This window comes from Ornithinibacillus xuwenensis, assembly GCF_039614845.1.
Classification (GTDB): domain Bacteria; phylum Bacillota; class Bacilli; order Bacillales; family Amphibacillaceae; genus Ornithinibacillus; species Ornithinibacillus xuwenensis.
This window is the reverse complement of the sequence record NZ_JBDIML010000005.1, coordinates 19,207-35,283: the sequence shown is the minus strand read 5'-3', so window position 1 is coordinate 35,283 and position 16,077 is coordinate 19,207. Positions and strand designations below refer to the sequence as shown.

Here is a 16,077-nt window from a genome sequence, read left to right as displayed (position 1 = left end):
CCAGACGTTACATATAGGAGTAGCCACAATATAGGGGGATAGCAAATGAACGAGGAAGAAGTCATTCAGCTTGTCAAAGAAAACGATCATGCAGCAATTACGAAATTCGTAGAGAAATATAAACCTATTGTGGAGCGTCTATCTTTTCAAGTAGGTGTGAACCCGAAGGATATTGCTGATATTGTACAAGATATATTTTCAACGATATTGCAAAAAATGGACCGTTTTCGTCATGAGATATTATCAGTCCGGGTATATCAAATTACCATTAATACAGCTAAAGCCTATCATCGTAAACAAAAAAGAGAACAAAAGCTAATGAATCAATCCTATCAGGAGCAAAAAGTAAGTCAGCGGTATGGGTATTATTTTGATAAGCAAGACCATATGATGCTGCATGAATGTATGCAGGGATTGAACACTAACTATAAATTGCCACTTATCCTCTATTATTTCCATGACAAAACCTATGAAGAAATAGCAACGATATTAAAATGTAAAACCTCTACTGTTACAACAAGAATGCTTCATGGAAAAAAGCTGTTAAAGAAAAGCTTTGAACAGACAGAAGCAAAGGGGGGATATCCTCATGGAAGAAAAACAATTGGATGAAATCCTTCATGAGATGAAATATGATTATGAACGATTACCGGAATTTATGGATAAAGAAGAGCTAATCCACCGAACAGAGCCTAGAAGACGTCTTCACGCTGCTAAAAAGTTTTTACCCTCCGTTATAGCTGTTTTAGGTGTAATCTTATTTACAATTATTTCATTGACTTATTTGGATTGGGATAAGAAACGTGCCAGTGAAGCAGAACAAACAGAAGATGAACTTGAGGAATCTGCTTTAGTCGAGAGCAATGAAATTGATCCTGAATTAAAGGAATACCTAGCAAATGCTATTGAAGATTTTAAGAAAGAAATAGGTCTTGAGGATATTAGTAACTTCTCTCATGTAGCAATGATTGAACAAACTATTAAGGATTTAAAGCAATATTCTGATTCTGGAGTTGGTGATGAGATCGACCAAACAAAAGAATACATAGATTCTGTATTAACTACTCCATCGATGGCATTCAAGGAGTTGAACCATACAGAAGAAGATGAACAATTATTAATGTTAATGAATGTTGTAGCGATGTTCCAAAGCAACCTACAGGAATATTTAGGTGAGCTATTAATAGACAATCAAATTAAAATTCCGGAATACCCTGAAATTATTGCTGCACAGGAAAACCCAGAAACCTTTACTGGCTCTGGTTCAGATGAAATAAGAAAGTTTTTAACAATTCTAAAGGAGCAAGGTTATTCCTTAAGCATGGATTCCAAAACCAATTATATATCGGTTCAAGTTAATTATGATAACTTAAAGCAACAGATTATCCAGGCAGGTTTTAGTGAAGGCTATGTTAAATATGTTGACTATGCAAAACGAACTAATACTTTCAGTTATGCGATGGGATCGGATAGCGCTTGGGAGGCGAGAGCAGATTATTTGCTTGAATTGGAAGCATTACTTATGGAATATGGTCAGGATTATTCTAGATTTTTTAAAGAGAATCTAATTTATGATGCTTATTTCTTCTTAGATATTTACCTTATGGGACCAGATGAAACGCGTCCGCTCACGGAGGAGAGTAAGCAAGAATTCAAACAGTTTCTCGAAGAGCATGAAGACTCAGTCTTTTGGGATATTATAAACGTAGCTGTTCAGGAGTGGGAAAAAAGCAATTGGATGAATTATAGTGGCGTGGTTAATCCTGATCAATTGGAATTTTTGTTTGATGAGCGTTTTCGACATGTTCATTATCAGGATATAGTCCGAGTAGATAGTTGGCCATTCACGATTCAGACAGTGGAGTTATATGATTCCTATAAAGATCGTATAGACCAAGCTTTATTAACAGACAAAAGTCCGATAGATATTCTTTCACTTTATACGTATGCTTTTCAAAAAGATGACGTAAAGACGTATTCTTCATTAACCGTTACTAGCAGTGAATTACAAGAAATTAATTGGTGGAGTCTGAAGAATGAAATTCAATTCCTAGTAATGGATTATCCAACAGATAATCAAGCGACGATTTATCTAGTAGAATATCAGTGGGAAGAAGATTCCAAAATAGCGGTAACCGTTCAATTGAAGCATACCAATGGATTGTGGAAGATATCAAGCATCTCGAGAGAATAAACAAAAAATAGGCAACACCTGCTTACGAGCAAGGTTGCCTATTTTTGCTTATTTCAATCGTTTCTCTAATTCTGCCTTTTCGGCTTCAAATCCAGGTTTTCCTAATAATGCGAACATATTTTTCTTATATGCCTCCACACCTGGTTGGTTAAATGGATTAACCCCTAAGAGATAGCCACTTAATGCACATGCTTTTTCAAAGAAATAAACTAAGTATCCGAAAGTGAAAGCATCTAGTGATGGAACGTTGATAACCAAGTTTGGCACACCGCCATCCGTATGCGCTAATAATGTTCCTTGATACGCCTTATCGTTTATTTCATGAATGGTCTTACCAGCTAAATAGTTAAGTCCATCAGAATCTTTTTCATCTTCACTAAGTGTTAAATCGAACTTAGATTTCCCTACATGGATAACCGTTTCAAAAAGATCACGTCGTCCTTCTTGAATATATTGCCCCAGTGAATGAAGGTCAGTGGAGAAGTTTGCTGAGGTTGGGAAAATTCCTTTTAGATCCTTTCCTTCACTCTCACCGAATAATTGCTTCCACCATTCTGAAAAGTACTGTAATCCTGGCTCGTAATTAACAAGCATTTCTATTGTTTTCCCTTTGTTGTATAAAACATTTCGTAAGGCGGCATATTGGTAGGCAATATTTTTTTCTAATGATGGGTTATTGAAATCCTTTAAAGCTGCTTGAGCGCCTTTAAGAATTTCGTCCGTATTAATACCACTAACAGCGATGGGTAGTAATCCAACTGCAGTTAATACGGAGAATCTTCCGCCTACATCATCGGGAATAACAAATGTTTCATAGCCTTCCTCGTCAGCCACTCCCTTTAATGCACCTCTAGCTTTATCAGTTGTTGCAAATATTCGGGATTTTGCTTCCTCTTTCCCATACTTTTCTTCTAAGTATTTTTTAAAGATGCGAAATGCAATAGCAGGTTCCGTTGTCGTTCCACTTTTCGAAATAATATTAATGGAGAAGTCTTTGCCTTCTAATACATCAAATAGTTCTTTCATATAGGTAGAACTCATATGATGGCCAACAAAAATAATTTGTGGTGCGTTTCGTTGCTTTTTTGAAAGCATCGATTGAAAACTATGATTTAACATTTCAAGTGCAGCTTTGGCTCCTAAGTACGAGCCGCCAATTCCAATCACAAGTAAAATATTGGAGTTATTCTTAATTTTTTCAGCAGCGGCTTTAATACGGCTGTATTCATTTTTGTCGTATTCCTGGGGTAGATCTACCCATCCAAGAAAGTCGTTTCCAGCACCAGTTTTATTATGTATTGCTTCATGGGCAACCTGTACAAACCCAGATAAATTTTCTAGTTCATCTTCCTTTAGAAAATCGAGTGCGTTTTTATAGGAAAATTGTATATGTGTCATTTTGTCCTCCTTATTATGAGAAAGTTATTCTTTTATTTCATTTTTTACTTTAACTGAAGCGGTGATACAAAATCAAGATAGATTATCTATTATCTTATGTGTAGGGCGAAACATGTACAAACTAAAATGACATAATTCAAGAGGCTTCTCCCATCAATATTAACATTCAAGGATAATGTTGATGGGAGAAGCCTCTACAAGGAATTAAATTTAGTTTTTAAATGATCCACGATCTTCAGATTGTTCAATCCACTCTTCAAGCTTTTCCTTTAAAGTATTGAATCCTGAAGTGTTTTCTTCTAATTTAACTGTTTTCTTTTGTTGCTGTGGTTTTGAATGTTTCTTTGGTGGTTCTTCTGTAGCACGGATGGAAAGTGATACTTTATTTTTCTCTTCATCGATACTAATAACTTTAACAGTTACCTCATCACCTACTGTTAGATGATCATTTATATCCTTTACATATCCATGTGTTACTTCTGAAATGTGAACCAATCCTTGAACCTCTTCATTAAGTGCAACAAATGCACCATAAGGTTGAATTCCCGTTACTTTTCCTTCAATAACTTGACCAGTTTCAAACTTATCTGTCATGCTGAACATCTCCTATACCTTCGTTTCTTGTCACGCAATTTATAATTTTAACATACAATTTGGATTGAGGCAAAAATATTCTTGTTACCAACGAATGATTGTAATAAGGATATCATCTTTTATAAGAACAGTTTCCTTATTTGGATTAAGCATCCATTTACCATCACGTATGATTCCTATCAATAGATGTTCATTCATTTTTAAATCATGTAGGACATCTATGAAGGGTTTATTCAAAAACTCTTCAGGCAATGTGAAATGTCGAATCTGCTGATCGTTTAATAGGTGTATTACCGATTCAAAGGGCTTCGACTTATTCTTATAGATTTCATGGAATAACAAGGCACTCATAAAGTCATTTGGCCGGAGGATTGTATTGGCACCTGCTCGTCTTGCATTCTCAATTTGATTTGAAGAAAGGATTTCAACGATAATTGGAATCATTTTATTATTCCCTCTTACCGCAACCGTAGTCAAAATTGCATGATTATCTGCCTGCTTTTCATCTCTTTGATTATCTGCAGTAATGATTACATTTGTCGCTTGATGAATATTTGCTTTATGTAAATAATAATCGTCAGTTGGATCACCGTGAATAAAATGTACTGGATAATGTTGATAGGACATATGAGCAAGGGTCTGATCAATTAAAACAATTTCGGTCTTCGGATTGTGCTTTAATGTACGATCAATTAGGATTCTCGTACGTTCATTCCATCCTACAAAAATAATATGATGGTTTCCTTTATATGCAACCTTTCCTTCTGATAAATCTCGTTCGTGCTGAACCGTAGAAGCAGCGAATGCAGTTATGTAAAAGGTTATTAATCCTCCTCCAGTTAGAATTAATAGCATTGCAATTATTCTACCTAGGTTTGATAACGGTACATAATCGCCATATCCAACGGTTGAACCAGTGACTACCGCCCACCATATCCCGTCGAATATCGTTGGGAATTGTTGTGGTTCGATGATATGGATGACTGTCCCGAATACTATCATGACAAAAATAACGGTTATGATTAAGCGGATTAATGTTGGTAGTCGAAAGTAGACATGCTTAAAAATCTCAAGATTCATATACTCACCCTATAATCGTTCTCTTATCTTTGTAGTATGTGCAACATCATAGAGCATATGAAAAAAGAACCTATATCAAATAGGTTCACTTGGTTTAAGTTAGATGGTTACTAATGTATTTTTTAAGCTAGAATATACTTCATTCCATAGCTTTTCATTGGATTTATATGTGTCTGTTAATGTGTTAATCATTTCATTAAACTTCTCTTTATATTCGTCTGCTTCTTTATCAGGAAGCGTTGCTCTTAATTCATCTACAAACTGTTGGACGTCATCTGCACGCGGTCCCCATTTTGCAACTTCATTTCCAGTTTCATCAATGAATATAAAGATTGGGATGGAACGAGATTTTCCATTCGTTAAATATTGATCCATTAATTCTAGGTTTTGGTCTCGGAGTAACATGCGTACTTCCACTCCAGTTTTTTCGGCAAGACGAAGAAGTATTGGCACATTCATCATGGCGTCGCCACACCAATCCTCCGTAAGCACGATAACACGCAAGTTCTTGTGCTTTAACATGGAAAAAAACTCGGAATCCTCTGGTATCGCAAAAGTATTGTAAACATGTAGTAAATTTTCTTTATGTGTTTCCATCAAGTCGATATATTTCTCGTGTGACATCGCTTTTTCAAACCATTCCTTTAACGTCATCCAATTACCTCCTTCTATATTTATAATGACAGTTTAGTCTTTAAAAAGTCCCTCGTAAATAAAAGTGCTTATCAGAATGTTATTTGATATGATAGGATTACAAATTATACATATGAAGGAGTTGTTCGCTATGGAGAAAACGAATAGAGATTTTTTGCTTGAGCTACTAAAAACGCCATCTCCGTCAAGTGATGAGGTAGAAATACAAAAGAAAATGATGGCATATTATAAGGGGTTTGCTGATGATGTCTTAACGGATAATGCTGGAAATGTAATTGGTGTTTTAAATCCCCAATCACCCTTTAAAGTCTTGTTAGCCGGACATTGTGATGAGATAGCATTAGTGATAAATCGGATCGATGAGAATGGATTCCTACATTTTGACAAAATGGGTGGTATAAATCCGAAGGCAGCTGTAGGGATGAAGACAACCGTACATGGCTATAGAAAGACCCTTACTGGTATAATCGGTGTAAATGCACAACATCATGGTGGCTTGAAAAATGATTTTGACTTGGAAGATTTATTTATAGATTGTGGATTTCAAACAAAGGAAGAAGCTGAAAATTATGTTCAGATTGGGGACCTAGTGGTTTATAAAACGGAGCCAGAAATCTTAATGGATCGGTATGTTTCTGGCAGAGGTCTTGATAATCGAACAGGAGCATTTATTGTTGCAGAGGTATTACGAAAATTGAAACAAAGAGGCTGTGCAGTGGGTGTCTATGCTGCTAGCACAGTCAATGAGGAAACAAATATGGGTGGTGCTTACTTTGCAGCTGCTGGTATTGAACCAACAATGGCAATTGCTTGTGATGTAACCTTTGCAACTGATTACCCCGGAGTCAATAAAAATAAGTATGGAGATGTAAAACTTGAGAAGGGTCCAGTTCTTGCCAAAGGTGCTCCAATTAATCGTAAAATAAATCAGCTACTTGAAAAGACTGCGAAGAATCTGAACATGGAAGTACAGTACGAATTAACACCTCGTAGCACTGGGACAGATGCAGATAAAATGCGATATACAGGTAAGGGAGTACCGGTTTCCTTAGTTTCGTTACCTTTGCGGTATATGCATTCACCTGTTGAAACGGCGAGTCTTATAGATATCGATCAAGAGATTGAATTGTTAGTGTCTATGATAGCAAGTTTAAATGGAAATGAGAGTTTAAATCCATTAGAAGATTAGTCAATTGCAAAAGGCCTTGAATCAAATGTCGATTCAAGGTCTTTTAATGTCGAATGCTGACAGATAAAATACCATGAATTACTCTTTATTTCGCCATAGATTATCCAATGTACATCAATGGAAAAGGTATTTAGTCATGAGTTGTACAATATTTTTATAGGTCATTCTTCGGATAAAGGGCTTATTTAATAGACATCAAAATTTTTTTACGCAGGATAGCGTAAAATTACTAGAATATTTAGGTCGAAATGATTAAATTTCTTTCATGTGATAGGAAAGTACAAAGAGAAGTTTTATTTAGTAGTGATAGGGGGCTATTTTATGTACCGTCTATCGTATAACTTTCAATGCTTTATACCTAAAAAACTTATTCAATAAATAGTACTATTTAATTAATTTGGAATATTCAGATTTTTATAGACTAATTTCGACACCATCCACTCTTTTTATCCTCTATATTTAATATAACAACTAGATTCCTCCAAAACATAGCAACTAGTTTTTTCGCAATATTGCAATTTTTTAGCAAAGGAGGGATAAAGAGTTAGTTGCCGCTTTACCAAGGAAATAAAAAAATGGGAGGATAGAAAATGAGGAGAAAAAGACGTAATCAAGTAAGAGCATTTAGTCTATTTGGAATAGTGCTGATGGTGCTTAGTTTAATTACGCCAGTAATGGCTACAGCAGAGTCTCTTTCTGGTACGAGTGTAAGCTTGAATGGCTCGTCCAAAGCAAGTGTAAGTGCTACAAAAGTAAGCGAACGATTGGTTAGTGACTTTAAAGATAATGAGAAAGTCACGTTTATTGTTAAATTTAAGGAAAAAGCAGATGTTGAGAAAGCAGCTAGCAAGGCAAAAGCAAATGCTAAAAAAGCTAGTCTATCTGCATTTAACGCAGAAATTGCGCAGCGTTCAGCTGTTATTTCTGAATTAAAAGCAACTGCTACTGAATCACAGAAGAATGTTATGAAATTTCTAGAGCAAGAGGTTTCAAAGGGAAATGCAGAAAATGTAAGACCATACCATATTGTTAATGGTATTGCGGTTACTGCAACGAAGGAAGTTGCTGAGAAAATAGCAAATTTCCCTGAAGTTGAAAAGATACTTAAAGATGAAACACGTCATCTATTTGAAGTAACTGTGGATGAAAAAGCACAGCCAACTGAAGCTGAAATTGCAAATGTTGAGTGGAACGTTGAGCGTGTTGGTGCTCCACAGGTATGGAATATGGGAATTGATGGTTCTGGTATTGTTGTAGCAAGTCTCGATAGTGGTGTTCAGTGGGACCACCCAGCTTTACAGGAAAAGTATCGTGGTTACAATGCTGCAACAGGTGAAGTAGACCATACCTATAGCTTCTTTGATGCTATTGATGGTGTAACAGAACCATACGATGATCATGGTCATGGTACACACGTAACTGGAACAATGGTTGGAAGTGAGCCAGATGGTTCTAACCAAATCGGTGTTGCTCCTGGTGCTAAATTTATTTCAGCTAGAATTTTTGATGCAAGTGGAAGTGGTACTGATGCACCAATCCTAGCAGCTGGTGAATGGATGCTAGCTCCAGGTGGCGATGTATCAATGGCTCCAGATGTAATTAATAACTCTTGGGGTGGCGGATCAGGTCTAGATGAATGGTATCGTGATGTAGTTATTGCATGGCGTGCAGCCGGTATATTCCCAGAGTTCTCTGCTGGTAATACAGATTTATTTAACCCAGGTGGTCCAGGTTCTATTGCAGTTCCTGCCAACTATCCAGAGTCATTTGCAACAGGTGCGACTGACATCAATAATAATCTTGCAAGCTTCTCATTAGAAGGGCCATCACCTTATGGAGAAATAAAGCCTGAGATTTCAGCTCCTGGTGTTAATATTCGTTCATCTGTTCCTGGCGGAGCATATGAAGGTGGATGGAATGGTACTTCTATGGCTGGTCCAGCTGTTTCAGCTGTAGTTGCATTATTATTACAAGCCAACTCAAGCTTATCTGTTGATGATATTGAACAAATTTTAACGGACACTGCAATCCCGTTAACAAATAGTGAATATCCAGAATCACCTAATAATGGTTTTGGACACGGATTAGTGAATGCTTATGACGCTGTTTCCTCTGTGATGAATGGTCTTGGTACGATTGAAGGTCAAGTCACAATGGATGGTGAAGATACAGAAGATCCTGTATTAGAGCATAGCGGTCCAAGTGAAACATTTGCTGGAATGGACTTAGATCTATCAGCAAATGTATCTGATAATGTAGGTATAGTATCAGTAGAATTAAGCTATCAAAATAACGATGGCGAATGGCAAACTGTTGAAGCAACTCAATCTTCTGGTGATCATGCATCAGGTGAGTTTGTTGCAACGATTCCAGGTGAGGAAATTGAAGTCGGTACATTAAATTATAAATTTACAGTGACCGATTTCGGTAATAATCCAGTGGAAAGTGATGTATTCTCTATCGCTGTGAATGCTGGAATTACAACTGGTTACTTCCAAGACTTTGAAACAACACCAGCAGGATGGTCTGCATTTGGTAATGGTGAATGGGAGTGGGGAGAGCCGGTATCAGGTCCTGGAGAAGCATACTCTGGAGCGAAGGTCTATGGTACAGATTTAGATGATACGTATGAAAGTGGTGCAGATTCGACATTGATGCTTCCACCAGTGGATCTACCAGAAGGTTCAGCATATTTGCAATTCCAACAATGGCATAATCTTGAAATGTATGATTCAGGTACTGCCTATGATTTCGGTTATGTTGTTATCTCAACAGATGGTGAAAACTGGACCGAACTAGTGGAATATAGTGGTGACACGGATGGCTGGGAAAGTGCAGAAGTTGACTTATCTGAATACAGTGGTCAGCGCGTATACCTTGGCTTTAAATACACTTCAGATGGAAGTGTTGTAAGAGAAGGATGGTATATTGACGATGTAGCACTATCCGAAACATCTTTAGGCTTAGCAAAAGATAAGGGTAGTGAAATTACACAAGAAAATAACTTGAAAGCAGATGAATCTGCGAAAAAAGTTGAGCTTAACAAAGCAGCTGATTCCGTTGCTAAAGAAGAAGACACAGTAGTTGAAAAAGCTACTCCAATGTCATTACCACTTGCTGCACAAGTAAGTGTACTTGAAAGTGGTCGTTCCGTTATGACAAACCCTGCTGATGGATCATATTCTATGACACATCCTGCGGGTGAATTTACTGTAGTAGCAGAAACTTATGGTTTCCGCTCTGAACAGCAGACAATTTCATTGGATCCTGATGCAACAGTAACAGCTAACTTTAATTTAGAAGAGCTACCAAAGGCTACCGTATCCGGTACAATAACAAGCCAAAAATCGGGTAATCCGATTGAAGGTGCTACTGTATTATTGGTAGAGGATGCGAATGTTCAGCCTGTTATGACAGATGAAAATGGTAACTATTCTATTACAGCATATGAAGGAACGTACACATTAAAAGTAATTGCAAGAGACTACCATGGTCAGGAATTAGAAGTGACGTTTGATTCCGATAAGGAATTAAACATTGAACTAGAACCATACTTCACATACCCTGGTGGAGAAATTGGTTATGATGATGGAACGGCAGAAAATGCTCGTGCATTCTATGATGCCGGTAATGGCTGGGCTGTTAAAATGTCCTTACCAGAAGGTCAAGAAAGTGCACTTGTAACAGATGGTGTATTCCAGTTCCATGGAACAGATTGGCCAACCCCAGGCGGAACAAACTTTGCGGTTGAAGTCTGGGATGCTTCAGGAGAAGATGGATTGCCAGGTGAAAAACTAGCAGGACCAATTGATGCAGAAGCTATTAGAAGCTTGGATGAATGGACAGTAGTTGATTTACGCGAGCATAATATCCAAGTAAATGGCGACTTCTATATGGTTTATATCCAGACAGATCCGAATCCAAATACTCCAGGTTTAGCAACAGATGAAAGCAGTGCAAATGCTGGAAGAAGCTATCAATTAGTTGGTGGTGCATGGAGTGAAGCACCAGCCGATGAAGGTAACTATATGATTCGTGCTCGAATTGCATATGAAGTCGAAGCTCCGGTAATTACGTCACCTGCTGATAATTTATACACAAATGAAGCTAATGTAACAGTTGAAGGAAATGCTTCTCCGACAACAACTGTAACCTTATCGAATAATGGAGAAGAAGTCGGAAGCGTTGAAGTCGGTGAAGATGGAACATTCTCATTCGATACAGAGCTAACAGAAGGTGAAAACGTATTTACAGCAGCTTCAATTGTAAATGGTGAGGAAGCAGGCGTATCTGAAGCTGTTACGGTTAATTTAGATACGAATGCACCAGAGCTTACCATCGATAACCCAGCAGATGGTGACGAAACAAACCGTGAAACAGTAACTGTAGAGGGAACTGTAGATGACGAAAACCTTGACTTTGTTAAGGTGAATGGTCAAGCAGCAACGGTTGACGAAGATGGAAACTATTCTAAACGTATTTTGCTTGACGAAGGTGAAAATACGATTGAAGTAGTTGCTCAAGATTTAGCTGGAAACACTTCAACTGAATCCGTTACAATAACTGCTGATTATACGTTGCCAGAAATTACGAATTTGACACCTACAGAGGATCATTATTTGGAAGCTGGAGAAAGTGTCAAGATTGAATTTGATAGTGAAGCAGACTTAAGAGCAACTTATGTCATTCATATGCCACTTACAAATTTAGGCGGCGCAATGGCGACATTCTCTAACCCAACAGAGCTTCCGATGATGGAAACATCTGATGGACATTATGTAGGTTATTGGACTGCAACTAGCAATGTAATGGCTGAAGGTGCTGTTATTGAAGTAATTGTTAAGGATGACTTTGGAAACGAGGCTCGTCAGCAAGCAGAAGGAAAACTATTCATTAACACTGGTGAAGGTGATAATGGAAGTAATAGTCAAGTTCAAGGGAAGCTAAAAGGCAATTGGAAAAATTAATCCTTGAGCTAAAAAGGTGTAGAAGCATTGCTTCTACACCTTTTATTATTTCCTTTAAGCAAACCTCTTTTCAAACGAAACAGTGGAATGTATAATAATAAGTGACAATAAAATATCGATTCCATCTTCGGGGCAGGGTGAAATTCCCGACCGACGGTAATGAACGCTGTGTTCAAAGTCCGTGAACTGTTTGAAATATTTCAAATGGTTGACCTGGTGTAAGTCCAGGACCGACAGTTAAAGTCTGGATGGGAGAAGATGTCGAGCTGAACATTGGTGCTATTTTGCGCCTTATTTCCTATGATTATAGAACCCTAAAAGCCCCCACTAGGTCGTGCTTTTAGGGTTTTGATTTTTTGTGGGAGAAGCTTATCCTTCATCACGAGATGGGAATCGATAACAGATGAAGGAGGAGAACGATGATGCAAGCAAGAAATATGCAATCATCAAACCTAGCAAGACTCATTATTTTATCTCTGCTAGGAGCAGTTTCTTTATTATTATTTTTTATTAACTTTCCATTGCCACTTCTACCAAGTTATTTGAAGATTGACTTTAGTGATGTACCGGCGTTGATGGCATCGTTAATTTTTTCACCATTAGCAGGTGTCATCGTAGTGGCGATTAAAAATGTTCTTTACCTAGCAATCGGTGGAGGAGAAATTGTAGGGGTAACAGCTAACTTTTTAGCTGGTATTATGTTTGTTGTACCAGTTGGGATTCTGTACCATAGGTATCGAAAAGGTGTTAAAAGCATCGTTTCAGGGCTTGTGACAGGGACGATTTTAATGGCTATTGGAATGGGGATATTCAATTATTTCGTATTATTGCCAGCATATTCTTTAATGATGGGCTGGGGAGATATGAATCATGCGGCGAAATTAGGACTCGTTTGGGTTGGGATTTTACCGTTTAATGTTGTAAAAGGAATCATTGTTGGTTTACTATTTATTCCTATCTTTATTAAAATGCGCCGCTGGATCGAACAACAACAGGCAAAATTTGCATAGCGCATATGAAAAAAGCTAATCCAAAAATAGTTGGATTAGCTTTTTTTTGGAACTACACCTATTGTACATCTGGATATGCAAATAAGATTACTTTCCTCGTCTTGAATGGTTACTTCCCATACCATTGTAGTTTTACCAACGTGGATAGGTTTTGCAATTGCAGTTACCGTCCCATCTCGTTTACTTTTTACATGGTTAGCATTGATTTCAATACCAAAAACATGATAGCTTTCAAGGTCAACATGTAAGCATGCTCCAATACTAGCAGCCGATTCAGCTAGTGCAATGCTTGCGCCTCCATGAAGGAAACCTAATGGCTGATGCGTGCGTCCATCGACCGGCATCGTCATTTCAACTCGATTTTTATCGAGTGAGACTACCTCAATTCCAAGTGATTCCATTAATGTATTTTTAAATTCCATCTAACTCTCCCCCTAATAAAATGATTGGTTCTGTCGATATCTTAGATGAAATAGTTTGTTAATAAAGAAATACCTAGTAAAAATCCATAAATGGTATTCGTCTTTCCTGTCATCATCATTGCAGGCATCATTTCTAGTGGCTGAGTTTTTCCTTGGAAGTTTCTCACAACCTTAATTGCCAAAACAGCTGCAAGTAAAGTGATTAAAGACCACAATGGTAGGATTCCTAAGATTACATAAAGAACAGTAAGACCAAAAGCTAGAATGAATAATAGTCCTAAGAATCGAATTGCATTTGGCCTCCCAAGCAAGATCGCAAGAGTCTTTCTGCCGCTTTCTTTATCACCATCTAAATCACGAATGTTATTGGAAAGCATAATGCAACCAATGAAGATTGCAACTGGAATAGAAATCCAAATTACTTGACTAGTTAGAGAACCGGTTTGGATATAGTAGCTGATACCGATAATGACTGTTCCCATAAAAAACCCAGAGAAAATCTCTCCAAGTGGGGTAGCGGAAATAGGAAGTGGCCCTCCGGTATAGAAATACCCTAATAACATACAAACTAAGCCAATTACAGCAATCCACCAATTAGAAGCGATACAGATGTAGACACCAAGTAGTACTGAAATAGCGTAAAATATTAGTGCTAATCTTAATACTGTTTTTGGTTTTATCCCATCTCGTACAATTGTGCCACCAATTCCAACAGAATTTTCCGTATCAACTCCTCGAACATAATCATAATATTCATTGAACATATTCGTTGCGGATTGAATTAACATGGAAGCGATTAGCATTGCTATAAATACGAATATATGAATGCTATTATCATTTAATGCAATCATTGTACCCACAAAAACCGGAATGAAAGAAGCGGTTAAAGTATGTGGTCGTAATAATCGCCACCAAATTTGAAAGCCGTCGCGCTCATTTAGAGCTTTTTTTATTGAATCCTTATTGGTTGTAACCATAATACATTATCCCCCTGATACATCAATCTCAGTGTATATCATATTAAGTTTAGGGAAAAAGGCTAGGAGTGTCAATTCCGAGAAATAATCGTAAATACGATAAGACAATTCATGAGAATTTCATAATAGATGGTTGATTCCTTGAGAAACTATGAAAAAGAGAATAGAATATAATTGAGTTATAGTACGTTATGGAGGTTTACCTGATGATAAAGGTGAGAGAGGAAACACTTGAATCAACTCTAGAAATGGCAGTAAATAGTATAGAGTCCTCTGAATCAAGACTTGTAAGCTTTACGAAAAAAATAGATGAAGTTGATGCACTTCAATTTTTCGAAGCAGGGAAGCACTTAAAAACCAATCGATCTTTTTGGTCTAGTACAATCGATAACTTTACGATGGTTGGACTTGGAAGTGCCTATTTGATAGCTGATGAAGAAGTGAATTTACAAACCATTCATAAAAAATGGAATGCTCTATTACATAATGCAATTATTAATAATAACTATCAGACACCAGGTACTGGTGTTACAGCAATGGGAGGGATGGCCTTTGATCCATTAAAGGCACGGACCCCTTTATGGAAGAAATTCTCTAAGAGTGAGCTTAGAATTCCTGAATTTACATTAGTTCAAGATAGAGAGCAAGCCTATATTACGTACACTGTAATGGTCAACAAAGTGGATAATCCGAGTGAAATAGCTCGTTATATATTAGAAAAAGAAGAAATTCTTCTATCTCATGCAGACACTACGTTACATGATATACAGGTGAAGGCGAGAGAAGAAATTCAACCACACCAATGGAAAAATACGGTCGGCAAGGCTACACAGTATATATCTTCTGGGAAGGCAGATAAGATTGTTCTTGCAAGAGAATTACGTCTAAAGCTTACGGAAGAAGCTAATGTTACAGCGGTTTTAGCAAGCTTGATGGAAAGCCAACCAACAAGCTATGTATTTGCGTATGAACAAGCTGGAGATTGTTTTATTGGTGCAACACCTGAGCGACTAGTGAAGGTTGAAGAAAGCCAATTACTTTCAACATGTCTTGCAGGAACTGCGCCAAGAGGGCTAAATCAAACCGAAGATGAGAAATTCGGTTATCAATTATTACATGATAAGAAAAATTTAGAGGAACACAATTATGTTGTGCAAATGATAAAGGGATCCATTCAATCACTTTGTAGCAGTATACAAATTCCGGAAACTCCTGTCTTATATAAGCTCAGGAACCTACAGCATTTATATACACCAGTTCACGGTATATTAAAAGATGATTATAGTATTTTTAATGTAATCGAGAAGTTACATCCAACGCCTGCGCTCGGTGGAGAGCCACGCGAAAAAGCAGTTTCCTTTATTCGTGAAAATGAGTTGCTAGATAGAGGTTGGTATGGTGCGCCAATAGGGTGGTTAGATAGCAATCAAAATGGAGAGTTTGCTGTAGCAATTCGATCAGGCTTACTTCAAGGCAATGAAGCGTCGCTTTTTGCTGGATGTGGTGTCGTAAAAGACTCTGATCCTGAAGAAGAATATGAAGAAACAAGCTTAAAATTCTTACCGATGCTAACTGTTCTAGGGGGATAAATG

At 37.4% G+C, this 16,077-nt stretch carries 12 protein-coding genes and 1 riboswitch; of the genes, 6 read left to right on the top strand and 6 right to left on the bottom strand.

Features of this window, described 5'->3' with window-relative positions; translation table 11 throughout:
- Positions 1-45: 45 nt before the first annotated feature.
- Together ABC228_RS14245 and ABC228_RS14240 are read left to right on the top strand one after the other, a co-directional pair.
- Positions 46-612, top strand: a complete 567-nt coding sequence (locus ABC228_RS14245) for an RNA polymerase sigma factor (RefSeq protein WP_345825825.1) — start codon at positions 46-48, stop codon at positions 610-612.
- Positions 590-2,194: a hypothetical protein gene (locus ABC228_RS14240; RefSeq protein ID WP_345825824.1), complete on the top strand. Its 1,605-nt coding sequence runs from the start codon at positions 590-592 to the stop codon at positions 2,192-2,194. The genes ABC228_RS14245 and ABC228_RS14240 overlap by 23 nt, the downstream gene beginning before the upstream one ends.
- Before the next feature lie 48 nt (positions 2,195-2,242).
- On the opposite strand, the gene ABC228_RS14235 is transcribed toward ABC228_RS14240, so the two are convergent.
- The 4 genes from ABC228_RS14235 to ABC228_RS14220 all read right to left on the bottom strand — a co-directional run bounded on the left by ABC228_RS14235 (position 2,243) and on the right by ABC228_RS14220 (position 5,920).
- A complete protein-coding gene (locus ABC228_RS14235; RefSeq protein WP_345825823.1) occupies positions 2,243-3,592 on the bottom strand; it encodes a glucose-6-phosphate isomerase in 1,350 nt (449 codons plus the stop codon).
- A gap of 210 nt (positions 3,593-3,802) precedes the next feature.
- Positions 3,803-4,186: a S1 domain-containing post-transcriptional regulator GSP13 gene (gene yugI / locus ABC228_RS14230; RefSeq protein ID WP_345825822.1), complete on the bottom strand. Its 384-nt coding sequence runs from the start codon at positions 4,184-4,186 to the stop codon at positions 3,803-3,805.
- Between the two features lie 84 nt (positions 4,187-4,270).
- Complete coding sequence (locus ABC228_RS14225; RefSeq protein ID WP_345825821.1) at positions 4,271-5,266, bottom strand: potassium channel family protein; 996 nt, start codon at positions 5,264-5,266, stop codon at positions 4,271-4,273.
- Between the two features lie 99 nt (positions 5,267-5,365).
- Positions 5,366-5,920 (bottom strand): thioredoxin family protein, encoded by a 555-nt coding sequence (locus ABC228_RS14220; protein ID WP_345825820.1) that lies wholly within the window; start codon positions 5,918-5,920, stop codon positions 5,366-5,368.
- A gap of 130 nt (positions 5,921-6,050) precedes the next feature.
- Here ABC228_RS14220 and ABC228_RS14215 point away from each other — a divergent pair, with 130 nt between their 5' ends.
- The 3 genes from ABC228_RS14215 (at position 6,051) to ABC228_RS14205 (ending at position 13,086) form a co-directional block, all read left to right on the top strand.
- Complete coding sequence (locus ABC228_RS14215) at positions 6,051-7,109, top strand: M20/M25/M40 family metallo-hydrolase (RefSeq protein WP_345825819.1); 1,059 nt, start codon at positions 6,051-6,053, stop codon at positions 7,107-7,109.
- Positions 7,110-7,699: 590 nt separating this feature from the next.
- Positions 7,700-12,076, top strand: coding sequence for a S8 family serine peptidase (locus tag ABC228_RS14210; RefSeq protein WP_345825818.1), 4,377 nt, complete (start codon positions 7,700-7,702; stop codon positions 12,074-12,076).
- A gap of 119 nt (positions 12,077-12,195) precedes the next feature.
- Positions 12,196-12,340, top strand: a riboswitch (FMN riboswitch).
- Between the two features lie 158 nt (positions 12,341-12,498).
- Positions 12,499-13,086 carry an ECF transporter S component gene (locus ABC228_RS14205; protein WP_345826014.1) on the top strand — a complete coding sequence of 196 codons (588 nt, stop codon included), beginning with the start codon at positions 12,499-12,501 and terminating at the stop codon, positions 13,084-13,086.
- Between the two features lie 35 nt (positions 13,087-13,121).
- On the opposite strand, the gene ABC228_RS14200 is transcribed toward ABC228_RS14205, so the two are convergent.
- The gene (locus ABC228_RS14200) at positions 13,122-13,508 is read right to left on the bottom strand and encodes a PaaI family thioesterase (RefSeq protein WP_345825817.1); all 387 of its coding nucleotides are present in this window, start codon (positions 13,506-13,508) and stop codon (positions 13,122-13,124) included.
- 41 nt (positions 13,509-13,549) lie between these two features.
- Positions 13,550-14,485, bottom strand: a complete 936-nt coding sequence (locus ABC228_RS14195) for a 1,4-dihydroxy-2-naphthoate polyprenyltransferase (RefSeq protein ID WP_345825816.1) — start codon at positions 14,483-14,485, stop codon at positions 13,550-13,552.
- Positions 14,486-14,691: 206 nt separating this feature from the next.
- On the opposite strand from ABC228_RS14195, the gene ABC228_RS14190 reads away from it, so the two are divergent.
- The gene (locus tag ABC228_RS14190; protein ID WP_345825815.1) at positions 14,692-16,074 is read left to right on the top strand and encodes an isochorismate synthase; all 1,383 of its coding nucleotides are present in this window, start codon (positions 14,692-14,694) and stop codon (positions 16,072-16,074) included.
- The last annotated feature ends 3 nt before the right edge of the window (positions 16,075-16,077 follow it).

Excerpts from the sequence above, each read along its gene's own strand:
- ABC228_RS14225 (WP_345825821.1), bottom strand. The coding sequence starts at position 5,266 with ATGAATCTTGAGATTTTTAAGCATGTCTACTTTCGACTACCAACATTA.
- ABC228_RS14240 (WP_345825824.1), top strand. The coding sequence starts at position 590 with ATGGAAGAAAAACAATTGGATGAAATCCTTCATGAGATGAAATATGAT.
- ABC228_RS14200 (WP_345825817.1), bottom strand. The coding sequence starts at position 13,508 with ATGGAATTTAAAAATACATTAATGGAATCACTTGGAATTGAGGTAGTC.
- ABC228_RS14235 (WP_345825823.1), bottom strand. The coding sequence starts at position 3,592 with ATGACACATATACAATTTTCCTATAAAAACGCACTCGATTTTCTAAAG.
- ABC228_RS14195 (WP_345825816.1), bottom strand. The coding sequence starts at position 14,485 with ATGGTTACAACCAATAAGGATTCAATAAAAAAAGCTCTAAATGAGCGC.
- ABC228_RS14215 (WP_345825819.1), top strand. The coding sequence starts at position 6,051 with ATGGAGAAAACGAATAGAGATTTTTTGCTTGAGCTACTAAAAACGCCA.
- ABC228_RS14205 (WP_345826014.1), top strand. The coding sequence starts at position 12,499 with ATGCAAGCAAGAAATATGCAATCATCAAACCTAGCAAGACTCATTATT.
- yugI (WP_345825822.1), bottom strand. The coding sequence starts at position 4,186 with ATGACAGATAAGTTTGAAACTGGTCAAGTTATTGAAGGAAAAGTAACG.
- ABC228_RS14245 (WP_345825825.1), top strand. The coding sequence starts at position 46 with ATGAACGAGGAAGAAGTCATTCAGCTTGTCAAAGAAAACGATCATGCA.
- ABC228_RS14210 (WP_345825818.1), top strand. The coding sequence starts at position 7,700 with ATGAGGAGAAAAAGACGTAATCAAGTAAGAGCATTTAGTCTATTTGGA.
- ABC228_RS14220 (WP_345825820.1), bottom strand. The coding sequence starts at position 5,920 with ATGACGTTAAAGGAATGGTTTGAAAAAGCGATGTCACACGAGAAATAT.
- ABC228_RS14190 (WP_345825815.1), top strand. The coding sequence starts at position 14,692 with ATGATAAAGGTGAGAGAGGAAACACTTGAATCAACTCTAGAAATGGCA.